The sequence below is a fragment of the Bacillus sp. YKCMOAS1 genome, from assembly GCF_030268125.1.
Lineage (GTDB): Bacteria > Bacillota > Bacilli > Bacillales > Bacillaceae > Bacillus > Bacillus safensis.
On record NZ_BSEI01000006.1, the window covers coordinates 241217 to 264729 of the forward strand.

Below are 23513 nucleotides of genomic sequence, written 5' to 3' on the forward strand. Positions count from 1 at the left end.
GAGCTGCTGTTTCAGATGTTCAATTAATGATTTAAGAAAGCGAAATATAGAATAAAGATGACAAACAATCCGTACATGATTGGATGCACTTCTTTGGCTTTCCCTTTAAAGATCATCGTAATCGGGTAGAAAATAAAGCCAACCGCAATCCCTGTTGCAATACTGTATGTCAGTGGCATCATAATCATCGTTAAGAACGCTGGTACCGCAATTTCAAAGCGATCCCATGCAATCTTTGCAAGCGGAGCGACCATCAGTGCACCAACAATAATCAAAGCAGGTGCTGTCACATTAGGTGTAACAATGGATAAAAGCGGTGAGAAGAACATCGCCAGCAAGAAGAAAATCCCTGTGACGACAGCTGCAAAACCAGAACGCGCACCAGCAGCAACGCCTGAGCTAGATTCAACATAAGATGTTGTTGTAGATGTACCAAGAACAGAACCTACAACAATAGAAGAAGAATCCGCCAGCAGTGCTCTTCCTGCACGAGGAAGCTCATTATTTTTCATTAAACCAGCCTGTGTTGCCACAGCTACAAGCGTACCAGCTGTATCAAAGAATCCAACGAAAAGGAACGTTAAGATCACAATAAGCATTTGAATCGAGAATATTTCTGGTAAGTGAATCAAGGCTTGACCAAAGGTTGGAGACAAACTTGGAATACTTCCCACAATCTGAGACGGTACTGGTATAAGACCAAAAAGCATCCCGGCAATAGCAGTCACAAGCATCCCAATGAAGACACCTGAATTCACACGAAGAACCATTAATATAACAGTCACTACGATACCAAACACCGTTAACAGAACTGGACCACTATGAATATTTCCAATCGAAACGAGTGTATTATCATTATTGGCGATAATGCCAGAGCCTTGTAGACCAACAAACGTAATGAACAAACCAATACCTGCACCAACTGCCAGCTTCAGCTCAGCTGGAATGGCATTGATGATTTTTTCACGGAAACCTGTTAAAGAAAGGGCAACGAAAATCAATCCTGAAACAAACACACCTGAAAGTGCTGCTTCCCATTTAATGCCCATGCCAAGCACAACCGAAAAGGCGAAGAACGCATTCAGACCCATACCTGGTGCAATTGCAATCGGATACCTGGCGATCAATCCCATCAGGAAACACCCTGCAGCAGAAGCTAACGCCGTTGCTGTAAAGACAGCGCCCTGATCAATACGTAATTTATCTGGAAAATCCGGTACCGACACTAATGCAAGTGTGATCGGATTAACAAACAGAATGTAAGCCATCGACAAAAATGTGGTTAAACCACCGATGATTTCTCTGCGGTAATTCGTTCCTAACTCATCAAACTGAAAATACTGTTTCAAGCCAACTGACTCCCTTCATGTCCTTTTGTTTTAGTCTGTCCCATTCACTAGTCAAATAAAAAACGCCCCAACAATTTTGGGACGCTTGACTACATATGTGAATTCAGACTGTGACATAAAACAAGAACAATGCATGATTTATATCAAACGAGTGTGAATTGACGTAGTCAAGCCATTTACGGTAGCTTGGTAGAAACTTGCGGGCCATATCCCCGCGATTATACGACTTCTATCTATTTGATTTCTGTGTCTATTGTACCAACTTCATTTTTAAAATACAATATGAAAAGCGAACATTTTTCAAAGAAATGTCCGCTTCATTCGTCTTATTACACGAATTTGGAAATTCACATCTAGTTCTTTATACACCCTTCTCCAAATCCTTCTCTTTTGCAAAAACCGTTTCGGCTACATGGAAAAACTCTTTCACTGCTGGAGAAGCTTGGGAGAGAGAGGGACAGGCGAGCGCAACCTCACGATGATGAGAGACATTCAGCTGACGAATATGCACAAGCTGCTGCGTTTTTAAAAACAACTCCGGACCTATCGTGACACCAAGTCCTTCCCCTACCATACGAGCAATGGTCGTACAATCATGAACTTCAAATAAAACAGCTGGCTTCATTTGCGCCTCCGAAAAAATATCCTCTACATGTGATTGATACATGCCAGTCGGCATAATAAATGGTTCACCCGCCAAATCTGTTATATCTACAATGGGCTGCTGTTCATATCGATGATTTGGGTGATAGGCGACCACCATCTCATCTTTCATAAGCGGCAGTAAATCAAAGGCTTCATCCGCATGGCCTTTCACAACAAATCCAACATCAATGATGCCAGAATCCAGCCACTCCAATATTTCTTCATACGTTCCCTCATAGAATTTAAATTCGATTTTTGGATGTTTTTTCTGATAGCTCACAAGCAGTTTAGGTAATAAACAAGCAGAGGCACTGGCAAATGTGCCAATACGAATTAAACCTGTTTCAATATTTTTCGTTAATGCAATTTCTTGCTGGATTTTCTCCACTCTATTTAACACTTCTCTAATATGCGGGAGAAGCGTTTGACCAATGTCCGTCAGCATAATGCCCTTCTTTCGGTCACGAATGAATAAAGACACGCCCCACTCTGACTCTAAATTCGCCACTGCATGACTCACAGCTGACTGCGTCATATTTAATGCTTCAGCTGCTGCTGTAAAACTGCCAAGCTCCACCACTTTTGCGATAATATCAAAACGAACAAAGCTCATGAGTATTTACTCATCTCCTTCATGAAAAACATCAATTTTACTTATGTTAGCACGGAATTTAAACTAAAGACAACGTATCAACATGAAGGAAGGGTTCAAAATGAAAAACACATCTCATCAGCTATTGATTGTTCTTTTAGCTGTCGGTTCATTTGTCACAGGCACGTCAGAATTCGTCGTGTCAGGGATTCTAGATATCATTGCTGTCGATTTACACATCTCCATTCCTGCTGCCGGTCAGCTCATCACCGTCTATTCTCTTTTTTATGCAGTAGGCGCTCTCTTTTTAGTCATGGTAACGTCGAAACTGAACCGAAAAAAGGTTTTGTTATCAGCTATTTTTGTGTTTATTTTAGGCAATATGCTCGCCTTTTTCAGCCATCATTTTGTGCTGCTCCTGCTATCTCGTGTCATTATGGCCATGAGCGGCGGCTTATATATTGTCGTTGCCACGAATTATGCAGCGCAGATCGCCCCGCCAGAAAAAAAGGGGAGTGCAATGGCGACGGTCATCACTGGATTCACCATTTCACTCGTACTTGGTGTGCCGATTGGAACATTTCTATCAGGTCATGTGGATTGGCACTATATTTTTCTCATCATTGCACTAGGTTCTGCTTGTCTCTTCTTGCTTCTTTATCAATTGCTGCCACGCATAGAGGGACATTCTCATCTGCCATTAAAGCAGCAATTACACATCCTTCAAGACCGCAGGGTAATCAGCGGTTTAGCCACAACCGTCTTTTGGATCTTAGGCTACACGATGGTCTTTGCTTATATCTCTCCTTTATTGCGACAGACCGCCGGCTTTTCACTTGAAATGACAAGCATTGCCTTGCTCGTCTTAGGCATTTCTGCTTTTATTGGCTCACGTTTTGGCGGATTCGCCGTCGATCAATGGGGACCAAACCGAACCATCTCGATCAGCATCATGATCCAGATGTTCGCTCTCTTTGCCTTATTCTTTACGCAATTCTCTACAATTAGCGTCTTGATCACACTCGCCATTTGGGGCATCGCCACATGGACAACAACACCAGCGAAGCAATACTATCTGATCTCCCTTAAACCACAAGCATCAGAAACCGTGCTGAGCTTTAATACAGCGATTATGAACATCGGCATGATGCTCGGATCGTCTATGGGCGGCGTGATTATTCAGTATACAAATGTAACGAATTTAAGTTGGATTGGTGGGATAGCTAGTTTTGTGGCGTTGATGTTGATTCGGTATTCGTTCAATCGTCATCGACTGGTAGAACAACAGACAAAAAGCGAACATGTGTAATCATGTTCGCTCTCTTATTTATTGACTAGCTTTTGAAGTTTCTTTTTTGACTGGAATGGTTACCTTTATCTCTTTCTGTGGTGCCAACATGTTCAGTTCAGTCAAATCAAGATAAAGCCCATATTCTTTAAAAGAAAAATGGTTTAATGATAAAGTCTCTAAATTCTTATCATCAAATTCAAAGGTGGATTGCATGGAAGCTGTCTTTAAATTCGTCACCTTCGCATGGTTCCCCTTCAAGTAATATCCGCTTTCATAGTCTGCTTGTGGATCGGGCCATGATTTCATCTTTTCAACATCGCCTAATCCAATGAATTCACCTATATTCTCCATCACATCCTGATCTAATTCTTTTTGATCTACTCCAGTAAATTGATAATCAACAATCACAGAACGGTCTTTTTGCTCTATCTTAATGATTTTGATTCCGATGCCATGGTGTTTTGTTTTGAACTGAACAGGCAGCTTTGTCTTGAGAGGAATGATGTGGCTGTATTCTCGTTCGTATCTCACATCTGTGTAAAATGTCAATTCAGTCGCCTTTGGATTGATCGGCTGATTCAAAATTGTCAAATGATCTTTTCTAGTTTTGTCAGAAGTCAGTTGTTTTTTTCTTAAAACGGTTCCAATCTCAAGCTCATACTCATTCCCTAAATTATCCTTCATTCTATCAATACTAACTCTATCATCTTTGGCAAAACCATTGTAATCAATGGCATATTGAATAGCAGAGCCATTCACTCCATTTTCTACCTTTACGTTTCTTATTTGATAACGTCCATTTAAAATAGACACGTCTTTTTGTCCAGCTAATAAAGTGGTTTTTTGCTTCACTACAGGTAATTCAAAACGCCAATTCCCTACAATATCTCCAATTTTTGAAATGACGAGTGGGGCTTTTTGACCTTGCTTAATTGTCTGTCCATTTGTATAGACTTCCATTTGCCCAAGATATCGGCCATCCTTTAATTTTTTCAATTCCTGATTGTCGTAACTCGGTTGGAAATTTTCATTTATATGATTTAAGTTGCTGACGATGAATGGTACAGAATCTTCCTTTGTATTCAAATGATCGACAGTAAACGTATAAACAAGACGCCCGGCATCATAGTATACACTGTTTACTTTCACAGTAATTCCTCTTGATTCAGCCCCCTCATTGACATGTTTCACCAAATCACTCTGAAAAAGAGCCATTCCTACTTTATCGTGAAACATCATATAAAATTGCCCAACAATCGGGACACGTGCCATTGCTGTATTAAGAGAAGGAAAAAGGAAACCTGATGAAAAGTAAAGGACGATGAGAACAATGGCAGAGTATACTGGTGTTCTCCAGTTCCATTTGAACCAATGTTTTTTCTGTTCCGCTTTTACATCTCCTATTGCTTGGCGAATCGCAGAGGTTACTTCAACCATTGGTACATCAATCTCATCATAAAGCTTTTTCATTTCTTTTCGTTCCATCGACACTCTCCTCCTTCTCCAATGTTTGCTTTAATAGCTTTCTTGCTCGATACAAATGAGTTTTAACCGTTCCTTCAGGCACACCCATCTGTTCAGAAATCATCGAAATCGAATAATCTTGAAAATAAAATAGCTGAATCACGAGCTGATATTGCTCATCTAACACTTCAAGTGCATTTTTTAAATCAAGCTTGTCTTCTAAAAAATCATGTCGCTCAACGCTCTCATGATGCTGTTCTAACGGAACAACATCTTGCTGCTTTTTCTTCATCGCAAAAATCGTATGAATCAAAATCCGTGTCAGCCAGGTAGAAAAATAAGCCGGTTCTTTTAAGCCAGATAGATGCTTAAACGCTTTAATGACCGTCTCTTGAACAGCATCTAACGAATCCTCTTTATTTCTTGTATAGAGAAAAGCCGTTTTATATAAACGCTCTTGATACATCAGCATTAATTTCTCAAATGCCGGGACATTCCCTTTTTGTGCTTTTTTAATTAGACGCACTTGCTTCATCTCATCCACACCTCCTACACCTGTTAGAGCAAGGTTTCTCTCAAACGGTTTCAACAAACTAAAATTTCTTTTCCTTACCATATGTCGGACAAAAATAGAAAAAGTGAAGAACAGGCCGCAAAGATTATGTTGCATATTTGATATAATGGAAGAAATATCTACAAAAAGGAGTATGTCAATTGTTTCCATTTGAAGAACCCGTATGTGCTAGCTGTCAGAAGAAGATAGAAGGTAACGAAGAAGTGTACGTCAAGCTCGTCTATCCAAAGAGACGCGGAATGACAGAGGTAAAGGCTTGGCTGAGGAATGAAGGGGTTTTTTATTGTAAGGCATGTTATGAAAAAGCAACATAAAAACAAGCATTTCAATTAAAATGCTTGTTTTTACTTTCTACTTTTTTATTTCCGCTTACTACGAAGTTCAATGAGTGCTAGTTTATTGTCATTGAAAAAGAACTCTAGAATGATACCGTTTGATTGATCTTGATATTGTATACCTTTGCTATACCCTTCGAAAAACCAGAGCTTCTTGAATTGCTCTCCATATGTTTGTATCACAGATGAATAATCTTCTCCTATTTTAACTCCCTTAGATGTTTGAAGAGTTTTCTGTTTTGACTGATTGTAAATAGATGTAACTCGATGATGTTGATCAACTGATACTACAAAATCTTGATTTTCTTTTTCCATATAGACACTCTGTTTAGGATGAGAGAATTGAGTATTCTCCGCAAAAGTATGATCTCCCTCAAATTTTTCACCGATCTTAAAATGACCTAACGATTCATTTATTAAAGATACAGAGTGAAAATTAAAAAACATAGCCACCCAAACAAATAGTGCGGTTCCTCCTAAAACAGAACCTACAATCACTAGCACTTTAGATTGAATGATTCCCTTTATAAATAAATAGATCACTAAAGATACGGCGATCATCACGATGACGATCATAATTAGAAAAATGCCCATTTCAATTATCCTCTTTTATCGAATTCGTTTGTGAATTATTCCCACAATCATATTCTCATATTACACCAAAGCATTACACAAAATCGACCAGTACAGGTATAATTTAAATAAAATTGCACAAGGAGAAAAATATGACTAGACGTGAACTGGTATTCCCGCAATCATTTCCAACCATACATACCGAAAGACTAATCTTAAAACAAGCGACGATCGAAGACGCTGAGGATATGCACATCTATTTATCCAATGAAACCGTGTGCCGCTACATGGGAATTGATGCTCATAAAACGATTGAAGACACAAAAGGAGAAATCCAGTGGTATGACAACATCTTCAAAGAACAAACAGGCATCCGCTGGGGCATTTCTTTAAAAGATGATCCTGCGATCGTCGGCAGCTGTGGATTTCTTAACTTGGAAAAACAGCACTGCCGCACGGAAATTGGCTATGAATTGCATCACGATCATTGGAGAAAAGGCATTATGAGCGAGGCGATTGCTGCGGTGTTACGATATGGGTTTCAGGAAATGAACCTGAATCGGATTGAAGCGATTATTGATCCAGCTAATACATTCTCTGTTCAATTATTGGAGAAGATTAAATTTGTACGAGAGGGTTTATTGAGGGAGTATGATCTTGGTCAAAATGGGTTTGATGATGTGTATATGTATTCGATTTTAAAGAGGGATTACAAATAAAACAGATGAAAATAGATATTCATTTCATTCAAAAGCCGCAATCAGAATATGTTTCTTTTCACATTTATGAGCTCAATCCGGCGATTGAAAAGCTTGTCCAGCAAGTGGAGCAATCAGCCCCCTTCTTCCTAGCGAAAGACCCTGAGAAAGAAAGCATGAAAAAAATCTATTATCACGACATTTTATATATTGAAAGTGTTGATAAAAAATCGTTTTTGTATACGACAGACGGGGTTTTTCTCATAAAGGAAAAGTTATTTGAACTTGAAGAACACCTTGAAGCGCATGATTATGTCAGAATCTCGAAATCGATGATTCTGAATATTGATTCTATCGCCTTCATTTCTCCTAAAACAAGTGGCCGTTTTGAAGCAAACCTTAAAAATGAAGAAAAAGTAATGATTTCACGTTTTTATATTCAAGCATTAAAAGAGAAGCTTGGATTACGGAGGAAGTGAATAGAATGAAACGTTACATCATCAATCTTTTGATTACATTTTGTATGATCTTTACAGCCTTAGTGTTGATTTACTGTTTCACATTTGGATCGATGCCGATTTACATTTTAGAAGCGATCATTTCCAATTCCTTTTTTTCAAGCGCCCTGACTTTCTTGCTATACCCAAAACAAACATATAGCCATCAACGGATTCTTTTTCAACAAACCCTATATATTGTCCTTGTGATGTGTATGATAATGACAACTATCATTATCGTCAGCGGTGAAATTAGTCTCCTTTCGTTCATCGTGAATTTCCTTGTGGTCATGGCATTATTCTTTTTAATTAAGTACCTATTGTATAAAAAAGATCAGGCAACCGCTGCGGAAATCAATGACCATTTACAGCAGCGAAAAAAACGAACAACATCTTAATATGCATCTTAGGGTTAAAAATTGACATGTTAGGAAGATTTGATTGAGGCTTCTACTTGATTCCACTACTCTGACATTAGAGGAGGAATCAAAACATGAAACCAATGACAATCATTCGAAAAGCTGTGCTTCTACTGCTGTTTTCTTTAATTATTCCAACAAGTGCAGGTGTCTATATATCCATCAAAGAAGTGACCGATCCTATGACCATCTATATCATCAATGGCTGTGCCATGCTGGCTGGGTGTCTTTTTCTTCTATTGATTATTCAGAAAAGCCGTTTTCACTTGAAAGAAATAGGCTGCCGAAAAGGGGCTCTCGGGAAGTGGGTCATTCCCATCCTTATCATCGAGGCCATCCCGTTCATCGCTGGATTAAACACGGATTTATCCCTCTCTTCCTTTACGGCACTTTGCTTCTTCATGGTCTGTGTCGGTATTTTTGAAGAAGGTATTTTTCGCGGCATTCTGTTTCAATATTTAAAGCAAATCAATCTAAGCACCGCCATATGGGGTTCCGCCGTACTATTCAGTCTTGGTCATGCTGCGAATCTTTTAAGTGGAAAAAGCCTCACCTTAACCGTTGCTCAAATCCTATTCGCCTTCTTATTTGGATTCGTTGCAGCTGAAATTGTGGCACTCACAAACAGCCTGCAATGGGTCATCATATGGCACGCAGTGCATAATATCGTGGATCAAATGACAAATGGGCAAACATCTGTGGAATTGCAAATGCTTTTACTGTCAATTCAATGTGTCATTTTGCTTGTTCTTGCGGTGGTGTTGTGGAGATATTTAAGGACGAAGAAAGTGAAATACAAACAATAAAAATATCAGTAGATAAGGGAAAATGACGAATGAGAAGTGTGTGTGTGTATACAACCAGCTTAGAAAAACGAAAAGAAGCGAGGTTATATCTTGGGAATATCCGATAACGAAATTACATTTATTGGATTTTTAATAATAGCATTTTTAATATCTTTGTTTTTATCAACAATTAAACTAAAAATCCAACTGTTAATGATTCAAACAAAACTTGGTACAAAATTGGTAAACTTCATCGGAGATGTTCTTTTATCTGAAAGAAATTTACCACGGTTTAGTAAATCATTATTTTTAGTTTTATATTTTTCTTTGTTTATTGTTCAATGTGAATTTGGAATCAAATTTATTGAATATCAAAATCAATATTTTAATTTAGTTAGTGTATATGGATTTGTTGTTGGACTTTTAAGTATCTATGGTATTTATATAGGTTTTTTGCAATTTTTAGTTGGTGACAGTGATAAAGTTAAATATTTAGGAAGAAGTAAAATTAAACATTTAGCAGATACGTCTATTTGGTATCAGATTACGCAAACTAAACCATTTCTATTGATATTATTTTTAACTATTACTTCTCCTATTCTAATTATTAATACTAGTGGAGAACTGAAAGACAATCTAATCTTTGCCTGGCAAACAAGTGTTACAATGCTATTTTGGATTTACATCTTTTTAATTGGAATGAGCCTACAAATTATCCGCATGCTATTTCTAATAAAAGGAAAATCAGATATAGGATTAGAACATACTATAAATGAATCAATATCTAAAAAGTATTATAGACTATTCAGAAAAATGTATAAAAGTAAGTTTGATTATGACGATATAAGATTTTTCTTTAGAGTTCTCAAATATGATATCTCAAAATTAGATAATCATTCAATTGGCTACTTCTTAAACAAAGTATTTTCTAAAATAGATATTGAGGTAGGCTCAAAATATGTAAAATTCAAAAGGATCCGAATCGAGAAACATCGTTTTGGGGAAGAAGAAATTTATTTATATGATAATTACAAAAGATTCATATACAAAAAATGGGAATACTTATCTGATATTCAAAAGGAAATTGATTGGTACTACTTAAAAAAAATTATTGACCAAGATATGTACACTTTTAACCGTTTATTAGATGAATCACCAAAGTTATTAGAAAAAAATATAAATGAACTTGATTTTAGTTCAGTCTTAAATAAACAAATAGGAAATATTCATATTTATTTATTCGATCTGTTAATAGAAGAAGCAGTTTCTGATTCAACTAAAATGGAGGAGTTGTATACAGATATCAAAAAAAACAATTTCAACATGAAATTTAAGTCAGAAAAAAAGAACAAAACAACTGATTTTTTAAAATATTATTCTAAAATCGAGAAATACAAATGGGAGAAAATAGCTCAAAAATATCTAATTTCAGAATCTCAGTTTGACCTACCTACCTTTTCGAGATACGACAATGATGAACTGTTTTCAAAAGCAGTGTTTGATTACTTAATTAGAAGTCATGGTAATTTAAGAGAGAACATTTCTGAGAATGAAAAATTGGAAAAGCTAATTTCTTTATTGAATAAGGAATACCTCATTGCCTATTCATTATATCAATTACTTTACCCAGCTAATGAAAAGTGGAATGATAATACTTTATATTTCAAAAGAAAATTAATAAATGCATTTCATTGGGCTGAAGAGGACGAGAAAAAAAATTTATATTTTTCATCCGCCAAAATAGTTGCAAAAACTCATATAAATCACAGAATCACTTTCAAAGTGCTAACGACTATTTATACAGACAGAGAAAAGCAAATTGAAAATATGGACTACTATGATCAATTTGCTTATAGTCGGATCTCACCTCTTAAAATATTATTGATTCAAGCGATATTATCACCTAACAACAAATATTTACATAAAATTGTCCTAACAACACAACAAACAGAAACTGATTTAAGGATGATTAAAAATCTTTGTATTGAATTTTTACGTGCCGTTGATAAAATACCAAAAATAACGAAATATGAAGAGTTAACAAATTCAATGGAATATTTACTACGAGAAATACCTCTAGATATGAAAAGCATAGTTGATGATTTGAATATAGTCAGTCTGTTGTATTATGAATTCATCGTAAATTATAAAATGAGAGTCTCGGCAAATAATCTATTTCTTGAGTCTATCACATATGGAAATGGAGGAGACACATATATTATTTTAAACAGAGAATCTATATTCACATTTTTTGCGTTAAAAATTACTGATAGTAGATATGAACAAAATTTCAAAAACACACAGTTTTTAGATGCGTTTAAAACTGGTGGAATATCTATCCTTGATAGAATAGATATGACATTAGATGAATATCTAGAAACAATTTATGAAAAACTTAAAAATTCAGTCCACGGAAAAATTGGGAAGGCTAGTTTGAGGCAGCTTTCTATTAAATTAGAAAAAATTCTTTTTGGTTAACTTTTTTATTAATAGCTTTCATAAAACTAAAAACAAACAATGCAACACCGATCATACAAAAGAGCCGAAACTGTTGTTATCAAACGAACCCGGCTCTTTTGTATGCCTACCCCCACTCAATCTTAGTAGGCGACTTACTCGTAATATCATACACCACGCGATTAATATGCTTCACATCATTGACGATACGAGTTGATATCTTATCAAGCACTTCCCAAGGGATTCTTGCCCAAGTCACTCATCATACCATCAATAGATGTAACTGCACGGATGCCGATTGTGTATCGTATCCTATGACACTACTTTATGTAAAAGATTATACCTAGCCATTCATTAAAGCATTTCAAGAAAAAGAGAACCAAATAAAAGTATGGGTCACAGTGAAATATTTAGTTGATTGTTTAGGGGCTCAAAGAAAATAAAATTAAAAATGAAGATAGGCACCCAGAGGACAAAAAAAATCAATTAAAAAAGATATCTCTATCCCTATCTCTTTTTTGTAGACTTGGTATAATAGAAAAAATCAGAAAAATGAGAATGCGATGATAAGGAATAGTACTTGCCGAAATGTTTTCAGAAAGTTGCTGGCTGATGAGAAGCAATAACAAAAAGGCAGGGAACTCACCTTAGAGTAGCCTTAGTGAAATGAAAAGTATTGATGTAGTTAAGGTCGGCACCCCACCGTTATATGGGAAGGATATAAGATCAAACAATCTGTATCCGAATAAGGGCATGATAATGTATGGTTATCATGAAACAGGGGTGGTACCGCGTAAGAAGAAGTCTTTCGTCTCCAAGTTAAATCTTGGAGATGATAGGCTTTTTTTATATTCCAATTACAGGAGGAATCGATGATGTTTAACCACAAAAAATACGAAAAGAAATACTTTTTGCCACCGAACCTTACTTATGATTGGGTGAAGAAAGAAACTTTAGAAAGTGCTCCGATATGGTGCAGTGTGGATTTGCGGGATGGAAATCAAGCATTACCTATTCCTATGAACTTAGAAGAAAAATTGGAAATGTTTCAGTTATTAGTAGAGATAGGTTTTAAAGAAATTGAAATCGCATTTCCAGCTGCTTCTGATACGGAGTTTAGGTTTTTACGGACACTGATTGATCATCATATGATTCCAGACGATGTCACGATTATGGTGATTACGCAAGCGAGAGAGCATATTATCCGCCGAACCTTCGAAGCCATTAAGGGGGTGCCGAAAGCGATTGTTCATTTATATAATTCGACTTCAGAAGCGCAGCGCAGACAAGTATTTAAGAAAACAAAAGATGAAATTAAACAAATTGCCATTGATGGAGCTATTTTAGTAAAAGAACTTGCCGAAAGAACAAATAGTGATATTTATTTTCAATATAGTCCAGAAAGCTTTCCAGGAACAGAAGTTGATTATGCGTTAGATATTTGTAATAGTGTTTTAGATATTTGGAAACCGACACCAACTCATAAAGCAATCATCAATATTCCGACAACAGTTGAATATTCAATGCCTCATATCTTTGCAAGTCAAATTGAGTATATACACAAAAATCTGTCTTACCGAGACAGTGTGACATTATCTGTTCATCCTCATAATGACCGCGGCTCTGGGGTGAGTGATGCAGAATTTGGTGTTCTAGCTGGCGCAGAAAGAGTCGAAGGTACATTATTTGGTATCGGTGAACGTACAGGGAACGTAGACTTGATTACCTTGGCGATGAATATGTATTCACAAGGTTATGATCCAAAATTGAATTTCAATAACCTAGAAGCTATTCGTCAAAAATATGAAAAACTAACAAAAATCACTGTTCCTGAGAGGCAGCCCTATTCTGGGGAGATGGTTTTCACCGCATTCTCTGGGTCACATCAAGATGCGATATCTAAAGGGATGAAATATAGAAAAGAAAATAATGTTGATAAATGGGACGTTCCGTATATCCCAGTAGATCCAGTTGACTTGGGGAGGAACTATCAAACGGATGTGATTCGAATCAATAGCCAGTCTGGAAAAGGCGGCATAGGCTATATACTAGAAACAAATTATGGCATTAAACTTCCTTATCAAATGAATGAAGCCATGGGATATGCAGCGAAAAAAGTATCTGATCAGACAAATAGGGAATTGTCTATCGAAGAAATATATCATGTTTTTGAAAAGCAGTATGTTGATTTTCACCCTCATTTCCAGCTGCTTGATTATCAATTTAATAAGGGAAATAAGCAGGAAGTCACCTTAACTTTGCTGAGAGATCAGCAACAAATTGAAATACAAGGAACTGGCACTGGAAGTTTAGATGCCATCAGTAATGCGTTAAAAGCATATTTTCATCTCGAGTATGTTTTGGAAGTCTATGAACAGAATTCTTTGGGCAAGGATTCCGAAGCAAAAGCCTGTGCACAGATTGGAATTTCATCTCAAGGAAAAATGCATTGGGGTGCGGGAATTGATAAAGATATTATAGAAGCAACAGTAAAGGCCCTGGTGGTGGCAGTAAATAAACTAGAGGTTTGGATGTAGATGGAAAAAGATAAACTTGAAAAACATGAAGTGATGCAATATTTAAGAGAATATAACGAACAAGAAATCTTTTATCAACAATACCAACTGAAAAAGCATGACAACACATCATTGCAATTATTTTTGAAGGATTATGATAAACACAGTCTAATGCATAAACAAATATATATAGAAGAATTTTTGCTAAAAGGGCAGAATGAATTTGAAAAGGAAGATACCATGTGGTTAGATCAGGAGAAAGATATCGAAGTGAGAAAGTATAGCCGCTTTATGCCCCAATTGTCGGCTATCCATGATTTCTTTGAGATGATCTATGTTCTGGAAAATGAGATGTATGTAGAAGTGGAAGGCAAAAAAATGGCTTTAAAATCAGGAGATATTGCCTTTATTCCACCTAACACAATTCACAAGCCAATTGTAATGGAGAATACAATCGCAATGCAAATCATGATTCGTAAGAGTACTTTTCAAAAAGTGTTTTTTAAAATGTTAAAAGGAAATCATGTCATTTCAGAGTTCTTTTTGAATGCATTGTATATAAAAGAAAATAAAAATATTCTTATTTTCCATAGTCACTTGGATAAACATTTGCTAGACTGCTCTCTTCAACTATTTGCAGAAAATTATAATCGGTTCCCTAGTTACCAGTTGATTATGAATAATGTGTTTGAGATATTATTATGTCTCTTATTAAGATTCAAACCAAGCCATATGAACGTCAATCAGGTCAAACAATCTAGTGATATACGTATGATTCAAATGCTACAATATATTCAGCAATGTTGTGAGCATATCACCATCCAGGAGATGGCAGAGGAATTTAACCTTTCACAATCTTATCTGTCAAAATATATAGCTCGTAAGCTTGGCAAATCATTTCGTGAGATTCGACAAGAAATAAGATTGGAAAAAGCCTGCGAAATGCTCACTTGTAGCCATTTACAAGTAGATCATATTGCGGCAGCCGTTGGTTATCAAAATGCAGAGCATTTCATTCGTTTATTTAAGAAAAAGTATCACCTAACACCACATCAATATCGTTTAAAAAATAGATCATGTCAAATCAATACTAATAAAAAGGAGAAATGATCATGTCAATCAAAAAAGTAAAAGATTATTTTAAACAATATGATATGGATACGCGAATTCAAGAATTTTCAGTATCTAGTGCAACCGTAGACTTGGCTGCTTCTGCACTGGGCTGCGAACCTGAAAGAATCGCAAAAACACTCTCCTTTCTAGTAAATGGACAAGCTATTTTAATTGTGACCTCTGGCGATGCAAAAGTTGATAACAAAAAATTCAAGGAATATTTTAAAACAAAAGCTAAAATGCTTTCTCCTCATGAGGTTGTTGACTTGGTCGGTCATGAAATTGGCGGAGTATGTCCTTTCGCTACAAAGAATGGCGTTTCCGTTTATTTAGATATTTCACTCAAACGTTTTGAGACAGTCTATCCAGCCTGCGGGAGCAGTAACAGTGCTATTGAACTCACAATAAAACAATTAGAAAAACACTCCGGTTATTCACAATGGATTGATGTGTGTAAGGGATGGAATGATGAATGAACACATGAAGACGGAAGGAAAAAGTGCAGTTAAAAATAAAAAAGAGCTAGAAACCCTTGATACACAAAGGTTTCTAGCTCTTTTACAATTATTCCCACTCGATAATAGACGATACTCACCCACCCTTGTTTTACAACATTTTTTATATACAATAAGATTTTGGTGGTTTATTTGGTGGGAAAAGCAATCCAAAAAGATAAACGCCTGTTTCTTCTTCTCAATAAATGAATAAGTAAAATTAATTATAATCTTTTAGTTCTTCTGCTAAGAGTTTCCCTCTTAAAGTCCTATTTTTTTTGCTGCTAGTGCCTTGATACATAGCTTTATAAAACGCTGAATATTTTTCTCTCCCTTCTTTAATTATTTCTCGAGTCTCCATTACCTTATTATTAAACTCATTAAGCAATTCACTCAAATTTCCAGAATCATTTTCAATAGAAATATTATCAGATACTTTAAGTAATTCTACCAATAAGGTGAAATAACACGATCGGCTATTTAACCATATAGAATCTTCTAAAAGATTAAGTGAATCAATTATATTAGAAAGTTTTTCAAAAGACCTTAATGTTTTTTCCCTGTCCTTATAATAATCATTATAATTTCTAACGTAATCTTCTACTTCTCTATAACCAGTAAAATAACCACCTGTATCGTTTGTAACCATTATTGCCAAAATAAATTCAAGATCTTTCATTCTCGAAACTTCTGTTTCCTTAAACGTATGACATAAATTATATTTATCAACAATGACTTTACCTGTTGAAATATATTCTCCATCATAAAGAGCATTATTTATTTCCATAGCCCCTAATGCATAATCGACGGAATTAATCCTTCTAAATATTTGTTTAATATCTGGTAAAGGGAGATGTCCCAAGTCTCTAACTACAATTACATAATAAAAAAAATCCTTTTGTTCTTCCGGTGACAAATCTTTGAATTTTTCTATTTTTTTGTATGTAATGGTATCTGCCCCATTTATATACTCATATATAGTTGATAATCTTTGTTGACCATCGACTACTAGAACTTCCGTCTTCCTAGTTTCAAGATTTATCTCCCCTACCGCAGTATATACCTCAGGAAAAGGTAATCCAAGAATGATTGTTTCAATAAAACTTTCTTTATGGTCCTTATTCCAAACTAATTTTCTTTGGAAATCTGGTTGTAGTTTTAAATTTCCAGCTTTAATCTCATTATATATATCAATTATTTTTTTATTACTTCCAATTCCGATCATTACAAACCCTCCCTATTTTTTAAATTTGTTCTAATTCCATCAATATTCTTTGTATTATATGCATTGAAAAAGTACTCATCTCTATAAATAGCAGCAGCTATTTTCCTTGAACCAAACTCTTCTTTATAGGATATCTCACGAAAAAATTCAAACCATTCGTCTGATCCCTCATATTTATGTGGGAATTTATCTGGTCTTAACCAACCTTTAAAAAAATATTCTAAGAATTTCACATGATTTTCATCAATATTACTAGTAGGTATTGTTTTTTCTATGAAGGAGAAAATCGACTTCCAATATTTATCAAAAATTACATCAGAGATGATTACTAAGTCTATATCCGAATCTTTTTTAGGATCTCCATCTATATGTCTCCACAATTTCGAGGGAGAGATACTGAATCCTAACTTGGAAGAACCTATCATGAAAATATCCCTTTGATTCACATTAAAAAAGGAAGCAACTTTCTGTTTTAAGTTATAGTACAAAACCTCCTGATTTGAGTAAATATGTGGAGTCCCAAACACTAAATACTTATCAATTATCTCTTGAGTTGAATTTGCATCATCATTAAGATATTCTTTAAATTCATTTATACGATTATTAATATCAATACAATCATCAACTTCAACCACTTTATTCCTCCTTCGTAGTCAGTTACTTAATTTTTGTAGTGGAACAATTATAGATTTTAATTAATTCTTGTCACAACTTTTGCAAAAACTACCTTGAAAAATCACTACATTGAATCCTATTAAAGAAAAATTACTCTTAGAAGGCTAAAGGATCGACATAAATGATATTTTGATAAAATAAAATTGATTGAAGAGAAACTAAAAAATTGTACACAGACTCTACTTTTCTGGACTTTAAATCTTGTCCCAACGCTCTTTTTCATTCTTAATAAGGTTATCCTCTTACAATATCATTATTTAATGATTGATTGCCATTAAATTTAATTTTCGTTTTTGAAGCTGTTTTAATTTTAATGTTCCCCGCCATTATCTCAGCAATTGCAGTATCTGCCCCACTCCACATATGGGCATAGTGTTTTAAAGTAATCTCTGGACTTGAATGCCCCATACGTTGTGATAACACAAGAACAGAAACGTTAAATTCATTGATTAGATATGAAGCATGAGAATGACGCAATCCTTTTGCTTGAATCTTTGTTACTCCTGCGAATTTAGAATAACGTTTAATGATTCTGCCTATTGTCGATTTAATCATTGGCAATCCATCATAACTAAAAATAAAGTCGTTTGAATTACCTAACCCTATCTCCAATTGTCGATTTCGCCATGCTTTTAATATATTTATTGTATCATCATCAAGTGCAATTATTCTCTTTCCATCTTCCGTTTTTGTATACGAATTTCTTTTCCATTCACTTCTCGTTTTCATAATTAACATATGATGGACACGTAAACGTTTATTTTTCAAATCGACATCATTCCACCATAAAGCAGTGCCTTCATTCACTCGTATTCCAGTCATATAATAGACCCACAACATAACAAAATTCAAATGTTCATAAAAATCTTCTATATAAATTTGGTTTATCACTTTTTCAAAATCTTCTTTCGTCCAATACGAAACAATCGCCTTACCTTTTGGAATAGCTCTAACCTTCTTAGAAATATTCATTTCTAGGTATTGCATTTCCACAGCTTTATCTAAACTTTTACGGAACGTTCCAAAGACTAGACTTGCATACGATTGTGAATACCCAGCACCACCATTTTCTTTACTTGTTAATAACCATGTGCGAAAATGCTGTACGTCTTCAACTGAAATTGAACGAAGAGGGATAGAAGCAAATCTATCCCTGATCTTCTCCAATATTCTTTTTCGAACGGAGAATGTACTTTCCTCAACATTTGTTTGATAATAAGGTATGTACACACTATTCATAAATTGTTCGTAAGTCATTTTATAGTTAGAATAACTGTTAACCTTATGGTATTCTCTTTTTAATCTAGTTAACTCTTTGTTTGCTTCAAATGCAGAAGCAAAAGGCTTACCATTAACATCTTTTCTTCCCTTTTTACGTATTCGTTTTCCCGTAATTCGATCAATACCAAATTCTGATTGAAAAAAGAAATTTCCTTTATCATCAACATATACACCAGGGTATTTCGTTGTTTGTTGCGTTTTATTTTTCATTAGGAGTTACTCATTTCTGCCAAAAGGGAAACTCCTAAAATTGATTCAACCACATCCCTCGGTACTCTCCCCAGCCTTTTGTTGTTATAATACGGACAACCTTTTTGTACCATGATTGCTTTTGCCTGCCTAATTAGCGAAATAGCTTGATATTTCTTATAGCCTAGTTTTATTAAATCATCTTTACAAATTGTTGTACCCATCACACATATCCCTTTCCACACTAATATTCATCCTCGCTTACAAGTTCTAAAACACGTTGCTCGATTAATGATTGATCAGACTCAGTGATTTTTTCTTTCCCTATATGTACTAACTCTTTCAAATATTCCTCAGCATATTTTTCACCGTATACTCGCCTAAATGATTCATAGATCATACTTATTGACTTTACAGTTGAATGTTCAACCCATTTTTTCTTTTTCTTTAAAGTTAACTTTTCACGATGTACTTTCAAAGGTATTTCTTCAATACCTTCTATAAATTTTTCCCACCATTTCATTGTAGGAAGCCTATTTTTGTTATGTAACTCACTAACATTCTTAGGTTGCCTCTTGAAACAATAATGTGCTGATAGAACACCTTTAACTATAGCGTTCAATGGTTTCCCATTTGAGATTTGAAGTGCAACTAACATTGCTTTGTTTCCTGTCAACTCCAATTCCCATCTAACCCATTTTCCAACGTTCACAACTTCATCTGCATTATCTCGCCTTTCTTGTTTCTTATCATAAATTCGTAAAATTTGAGGAGATGATCCTACGTACAACGTAAATCCTGTTAGTTTCCCATCAAGAATCCTTCCACTATTTATTTCAACATATTTATGGCTTTTCGTACTCAACTGCCCTCGTTTCACATAATCCTGTAGCTTTTTTACAGATGGAGAAGCATTATCGAATATATCTAATGCCAAATCTATCCTTGATACCTTCCCTTGTATTCCTAAAATAAATGATACAAATTTGTACCAATGCCATCCATCAATTCTTGACATGTATTCCTCATACTGTCGACAAGCTTGTCCTGACATATCTACAAGAATGCTTCCATGATTTCCTGAAGAGTGAAGTTTTATATTCGCAAAGCTAATGCACCTATCGTATGTTGGATAAGGCGACCCCTTAATCTCTGAAGAAAATTCAGAGATAGGGATTCCTAAAATTTCATTAGCAACGATTGGAAATTCACTATTCGGAATTGAACAACGAAAGTAATCAATAAGACACTGATTACTTCGATTTAGGCTCATGTTCTTCACCAATAATATAACTATCAGCCTCAACTTTAAGCTCTGAATACTGCCATGTATCAATCATTGGCTTACCTTGCCCAACAAAGGCTTTCTTTTGAACCTTTTTAGGTTTCACTTTTAGTCCTGCAAAAGAAATCGGAATGAACTCACCATCTTCATAATCATCTAAAATAGGTAGGCTATCTTGTTTTTCAACTATTATAGTAATAGGAGAGCCAATCTCAGTACCGCCATTTTGTAAGACGAGTTCGATAAATGGACGATCATATACTTTAAATGTGACAGAATACTTTCCAGTTTCAACTAACTCTCCATTTAGATTTTTTTCTTTCTCAATTCGAGTAGTAAAGCCGTCTTTCTGAATCAGCATGGCTGTAGGAATCTTAAATTGTTTAATATCAAAGTGGAAATCAGCTAAATCCACATTTTCCGAGTCATTTAACGAATGTAACTTAGACGATTTTAATATTAGTTTTCCCATTTTTACAGACACCTCTTTATCATTTTTTAAATCCCCAACTCTCGGGATTCCACACAGCCCTCTAACCCAAGAGCACCAAGGGTTTCGAGCATTTTCGTTGAGGGAGATTCACCAGTGTTACCCAACTGGTGCGACCCTATTTTTCGATTCATGTTGAGCAAAAATCGCTCAACTGGCCATCACTTTTTGTGAACGTTTTCGACCACTCCGTTCGGATGGCTCTGCCACCGCCCCAAACCTTCACAAAAATTGACGGTCAATATTGGCTGTAGCTGTTTGACAAGAATAGCATTAAACACTTAATTTACTCTCTGACTCATTAGTTTTTCTATTTCTGCTATAAAATCAAAATCTTTGTCTATATACGGCGTTTCGAAATAAACTGGAGAAGTGTGTTTGCCATCTAGTTGTATGTAACCTCCACCTTTTTCTGTGACAGTTTTATATTCAACGTTTTTCGTATCAAATATCATATTATAGCCAATGGAATCCATAGCACCTAACCCAGCTTTAAACCCCATTTGTGCCCTTATATTCGTAGGTAGATCATCTGCTGATGGACGTTGCATAAGGATCTCGATCATTACTCCTGCTTGTCTACCTTTCATAACTAGAGTAAATACATAATCTAATGCTTCTTTAGCAATTTTCTTATCCACTGAATGCATAAAAGCTGAAAATTCATCAAATATCACAATAACAACAGGCAAATTGAAGTCTCGATACGTTTTTCCGAAAGCTGATATATCATTAAAATACTCCGTATATCTTCGTTCCATCAACTCGACAGTTTCCCTAAGAATTCGACATATTTGGTTAGCATCTGTTGCAACTTTATTTTCAAATCCAGTAACAAATCTAAACAGACTCAAATCGGCTTTTTTAGGATCTATAATTCGCAAATCAGCTTGCGGAGTTAACTTCAGATAATTAACAATTTTACCCAATATAAAGAAAGACTTGCCCGATCCAGTGCCTCCTACAATGAGAGAATGGGGAACCTTATGAAGCTCATAAGATATGTTGCCAGTTATTTTGATTTCATCTGAATCATTTACGTTAGTTACAGTAGAATTTAAATCTATACGTTCATCTTTGTGCTTTAAAAATACATATTCAGCATAATCCACTGTCTTATTGGTAGAGTCTAGCTCCAAGCCTAAAGCAGCTTCTAAATTCTCTCCTAGTTTCGTTGCTTCTTTAGTAAACCTGTCACCATCACGTAAAATTCTTACGACCACATGCCTACTTGTTTCCCTATATTGGATGCGGATTACTCTGACAATTCTCTTCTCCCTAACAACTTTATCGTTTTTAATAGATTCAAAGTATTCCTCGTCATATAATTTCAAAGTATCAATCATATAAGCTAAATTGTTCGCAATCCATGATTTAGGATTCTTAACAATGTTAAAGTAGAGCCTTATACTTTTATAAATGGATATCGCCCAAAAAATGATGATGATTAGATTAACGAAACCATTAAAACTGATTGAGCGATACACCACAGGAATATTAATTATTAGTGGAGGAATAGCATTAGACACCATTCCACAGAAAGCTGTCAGCACAAATATGAATACTCCAAGGAGATATTTTAATAAATTCATTTTCCTGCGCGGAAAAACAACATGATGCCATTCACTCTGCCTTCTACTAAGGATATTCTTTAGTGCCTCTAGCTTCACGGATTACTAACGCCCTTTCAAATTCTATTTTTAATATTTACTCGATTTATTAATAATTTAACAAGGCCCACATGAATTAGCTTGCCAACTAAAACTAGAAGAATTGCAGATATTAATCCGCCCCAAAATACATGGGAAACATCAAAACTGTAATTTTTAAAACCTTGTCCAAAGGTATCAAACTCTATCCAGCCATACTTTACTCCTGTCCCATAAACCTCACGAAGATTAGTTACATCAGATGAAAACACATAAGTTCTACCAAAATCCGTAATACCTGACAGCCAATTCCCCAATATCAAATAAACAATCGTAAAAGGTAGAAGAATTATGGCTACTTCAAAGATGAACTTGTTTATCACTTTAATTTTATTTTTCATTAAAATCTCCTTATTTCCCTAGTTAATAGAGAGTAACTAGTTAGCTACCCTCTTTTTTGATTACCTATACTCGATGAGATAGTTGTTAAAAACAATTCTCTTATGATCAACAATATCGTCTATCAATAAGGAATCTGTTAAATAATGATGATGATTTGAACAGTACTGTAAAGCACATAAGGTCTCTCTTGCATACTTACCGTAGACTTTACCTGCGTTGAATATCTCCTCTAACTTTTTTCTTGCAGTCTCTTCAAGGTCATAATGAGGAATGTTTTTTATTCCTCTAATCTTCCTTTCTTGACCATGGACTTTGCGAATCGTTCTTGCTGAATATTCTCCTTGTAGAAGCTTGCCCAATACACCTTCAAAATTTAAATTCATTTCTATTCCCCTTTCCTAATACCTTTTAATACTCTTTAAGAATCTTAAGGATTCTTAAATACTCTTATAGAGTACAATTAAAATCTTCTTAGGTCAACTATAATATTATTTAATAATCTAAAATATTCTTTA

General features: G+C 35.2%; 25 protein-coding genes, 1 pseudogene, 1 riboswitch and 1 other annotated feature. Of the genes and pseudogenes, 11 read left to right on the forward strand and 15 right to left on the reverse strand.

What is annotated here, in order from left to right:
• Positions 1-23: 23 nt before the first annotated feature.
• The gene (locus QSJ46_RS17705; RefSeq protein WP_041087063.1) at positions 24-1349 is read right to left on the reverse strand and encodes an NCS2 family permease; all 1326 of its coding nucleotides are present in this window, start codon (positions 1347-1349) and stop codon (positions 24-26) included.
• Between the two features lie 144 nt (positions 1350-1493).
• Positions 1494-1595: riboswitch (purine riboswitch) on the reverse strand.
• Between the two features lie 115 nt (positions 1596-1710).
• Positions 1711-2607 carry a LysR family transcriptional regulator gene (locus tag QSJ46_RS17710; protein ID WP_107164008.1) on the reverse strand — a complete coding sequence of 299 codons (897 nt, stop codon included), beginning with the start codon at positions 2605-2607 and terminating at the stop codon, positions 1711-1713.
• A 100-nt stretch (positions 2608-2707) separates the two neighbouring features.
• Between QSJ46_RS17710 and QSJ46_RS17715 the strand changes: the two genes are divergently transcribed.
• Positions 2708-3895 carry an MFS transporter gene (locus QSJ46_RS17715; protein WP_285605110.1) on the forward strand — a complete coding sequence of 396 codons (1188 nt, stop codon included), beginning with the start codon at positions 2708-2710 and terminating at the stop codon, positions 3893-3895.
• Between the two features lie 18 nt (positions 3896-3913).
• On the opposite strand, the gene QSJ46_RS17720 is transcribed toward QSJ46_RS17715, so the two are convergent.
• Together QSJ46_RS17720 and QSJ46_RS17725 are read right to left on the reverse strand one after the other, a co-directional pair.
• Positions 3914-5362, reverse strand: coding sequence for a DUF4179 domain-containing protein (locus QSJ46_RS17720; RefSeq protein WP_285605111.1), 1449 nt, complete (start codon positions 5360-5362; stop codon positions 3914-3916).
• Positions 5331-5876 (reverse strand): sigma-70 family RNA polymerase sigma factor, encoded by a 546-nt coding sequence (locus QSJ46_RS17725; protein ID WP_047202811.1) that lies wholly within the window; start codon positions 5874-5876, stop codon positions 5331-5333. Before QSJ46_RS17725 ends, QSJ46_RS17720 begins: the two co-directional genes overlap by 32 nt.
• Before the next feature lie 179 nt (positions 5877-6055).
• Here QSJ46_RS17725 and QSJ46_RS17730 point away from each other — a divergent pair, with 179 nt between their 5' ends.
• On the forward strand, positions 6056-6229 hold the full coding sequence (locus tag QSJ46_RS17730; RefSeq protein ID WP_285605112.1) for a Fe3+ hydroxamate ABC transporter substrate-binding protein: 174 nt from the start codon (positions 6056-6058) through the stop codon (positions 6227-6229).
• Positions 6230-6274: 45 nt separating this feature from the next.
• Here the strand turns inward: QSJ46_RS17730 and QSJ46_RS17735 are convergent, their stop codons facing one another.
• Positions 6275-6844 carry a hypothetical protein gene (locus tag QSJ46_RS17735; protein WP_285605113.1) on the reverse strand — a complete coding sequence of 190 codons (570 nt, stop codon included), beginning with the start codon at positions 6842-6844 and terminating at the stop codon, positions 6275-6277.
• A gap of 131 nt (positions 6845-6975) precedes the next feature.
• Between QSJ46_RS17735 and QSJ46_RS17740 the strand changes: the two genes are divergently transcribed.
• The 5 genes from QSJ46_RS17740 (at position 6976) to QSJ46_RS17760 (ending at position 11700) form a co-directional block, all read left to right on the forward strand.
• On the forward strand, positions 6976-7542 hold the full coding sequence (locus QSJ46_RS17740) for a GNAT family N-acetyltransferase (protein WP_285605114.1): 567 nt from the start codon (positions 6976-6978) through the stop codon (positions 7540-7542).
• Positions 7543-7547: 5 nt separating this feature from the next.
• A complete protein-coding gene (locus tag QSJ46_RS17745; protein WP_285605115.1) occupies positions 7548-8000 on the forward strand; it encodes a LytTR family DNA-binding domain-containing protein in 453 nt (150 codons plus the stop codon).
• A 5-nt stretch (positions 8001-8005) separates the two neighbouring features.
• Complete coding sequence (locus QSJ46_RS17750) at positions 8006-8416, forward strand: hypothetical protein (protein ID WP_285605116.1); 411 nt, start codon at positions 8006-8008, stop codon at positions 8414-8416.
• 95 nt (positions 8417-8511) lie between these two features.
• Positions 8512-9243: a CPBP family intramembrane glutamic endopeptidase gene (locus QSJ46_RS17755; protein WP_285605117.1), complete on the forward strand. Its 732-nt coding sequence runs from the start codon at positions 8512-8514 to the stop codon at positions 9241-9243.
• A gap of 90 nt (positions 9244-9333) precedes the next feature.
• Positions 9334-11700 carry a hypothetical protein gene (locus tag QSJ46_RS17760; protein WP_285605118.1) on the forward strand — a complete coding sequence of 789 codons (2367 nt, stop codon included), beginning with the start codon at positions 9334-9336 and terminating at the stop codon, positions 11698-11700.
• A 106-nt stretch (positions 11701-11806) separates the two neighbouring features.
• On the opposite strand, the pseudogene QSJ46_RS17765 reads toward QSJ46_RS17760, so the two are convergent.
• Positions 11807-11984, reverse strand: a pseudogene (locus QSJ46_RS17765) (GMP synthase (glutamine-hydrolyzing)); the annotation flags it as partial.
• A gap of 249 nt (positions 11985-12233) precedes the next feature.
• Positions 12234-12498 (forward strand) — a binding site (T-box leader).
• Positions 12499-12554: 56 nt separating this feature from the next.
• On the opposite strand from QSJ46_RS17765, the gene QSJ46_RS17770 reads away from it, so the two are divergent.
• Genes QSJ46_RS17770 through QSJ46_RS17785 form a run of 4 tightly spaced genes read left to right on the forward strand, consistent with a single transcriptional unit; the run spans position 12555 to position 16016 of the window.
• On the forward strand, positions 12555-14216 hold the full coding sequence (locus tag QSJ46_RS17770; RefSeq protein WP_285605119.1) for a 2-isopropylmalate synthase: 1662 nt from the start codon (positions 12555-12557) through the stop codon (positions 14214-14216).
• Positions 14217-15305, forward strand: a complete 1089-nt coding sequence (locus QSJ46_RS17775) for a helix-turn-helix domain-containing protein (protein WP_285605120.1) — start codon at positions 14217-14219, stop codon at positions 15303-15305.
• Positions 15306-15307: 2 nt separating this feature from the next.
• Positions 15308-15784: a YbaK/EbsC family protein gene (locus QSJ46_RS17780; RefSeq protein WP_047202819.1), complete on the forward strand. Its 477-nt coding sequence runs from the start codon at positions 15308-15310 to the stop codon at positions 15782-15784.
• Positions 15777-16016 carry a hypothetical protein gene (locus QSJ46_RS17785; RefSeq protein WP_285605121.1) on the forward strand — a complete coding sequence of 80 codons (240 nt, stop codon included), beginning with the start codon at positions 15777-15779 and terminating at the stop codon, positions 16014-16016. The genes QSJ46_RS17780 and QSJ46_RS17785 overlap by 8 nt, the downstream gene beginning before the upstream one ends.
• Positions 16017-16022: 6 nt before the next feature.
• Here QSJ46_RS17785 and QSJ46_RS17790 read toward each other — a convergent pair whose 3' ends face one another.
• From QSJ46_RS17790 to QSJ46_RS17830, 9 genes are all read right to left on the reverse strand, one after another.
• Positions 16023-17027 (reverse strand): DUF262 domain-containing protein, encoded by a 1005-nt coding sequence (locus QSJ46_RS17790; protein WP_285605122.1) that lies wholly within the window; start codon positions 17025-17027, stop codon positions 16023-16025.
• The gene (locus QSJ46_RS17795) at positions 17027-17662 is read right to left on the reverse strand and encodes a hypothetical protein (protein WP_285605123.1); all 636 of its coding nucleotides are present in this window, start codon (positions 17660-17662) and stop codon (positions 17027-17029) included. Before QSJ46_RS17795 ends, QSJ46_RS17790 begins: the two co-directional genes overlap by 1 nt.
• 274 nt (positions 17663-17936) lie before the next feature.
• Positions 17937-19193: a tyrosine-type recombinase/integrase gene (locus QSJ46_RS17800; RefSeq protein WP_285605124.1), complete on the reverse strand. Its 1257-nt coding sequence runs from the start codon at positions 19191-19193 to the stop codon at positions 17937-17939.
• A complete protein-coding gene (locus QSJ46_RS17805) occupies positions 19193-19396 on the reverse strand; it encodes a DUF3173 domain-containing protein (RefSeq protein ID WP_056705756.1) in 204 nt (67 codons plus the stop codon). Before QSJ46_RS17805 ends, QSJ46_RS17800 begins: the two co-directional genes overlap by 1 nt.
• A 20-nt stretch (positions 19397-19416) precedes the next feature.
• Complete coding sequence (locus tag QSJ46_RS17810) at positions 19417-20445, reverse strand: replication initiation factor domain-containing protein (RefSeq protein WP_285605125.1); 1029 nt, start codon at positions 20443-20445, stop codon at positions 19417-19419.
• Positions 20426-20929, reverse strand: a complete 504-nt coding sequence (locus QSJ46_RS17815) for a peptidase (protein WP_285605126.1) — start codon at positions 20927-20929, stop codon at positions 20426-20428. The genes QSJ46_RS17810 and QSJ46_RS17815 overlap by 20 nt, the downstream gene beginning before the upstream one ends.
• A 299-nt stretch (positions 20930-21228) precedes the next feature.
• Positions 21229-22617: an FtsK/SpoIIIE domain-containing protein gene (locus QSJ46_RS17820; RefSeq protein ID WP_285605127.1), complete on the reverse strand. Its 1389-nt coding sequence runs from the start codon at positions 22615-22617 to the stop codon at positions 21229-21231.
• Positions 22618-22634: 17 nt separating this feature from the next.
• Positions 22635-22997, reverse strand: a complete 363-nt coding sequence (locus QSJ46_RS17825; protein ID WP_285605128.1) for a hypothetical protein — start codon at positions 22995-22997, stop codon at positions 22635-22637.
• Positions 22998-23057: 60 nt separating this feature from the next.
• Positions 23058-23381, reverse strand: coding sequence for a hypothetical protein (locus tag QSJ46_RS17830; RefSeq protein WP_285605129.1), 324 nt, complete (start codon positions 23379-23381; stop codon positions 23058-23060).
• Between the last annotated feature and the right edge of the window lie 132 nt (positions 23382-23513).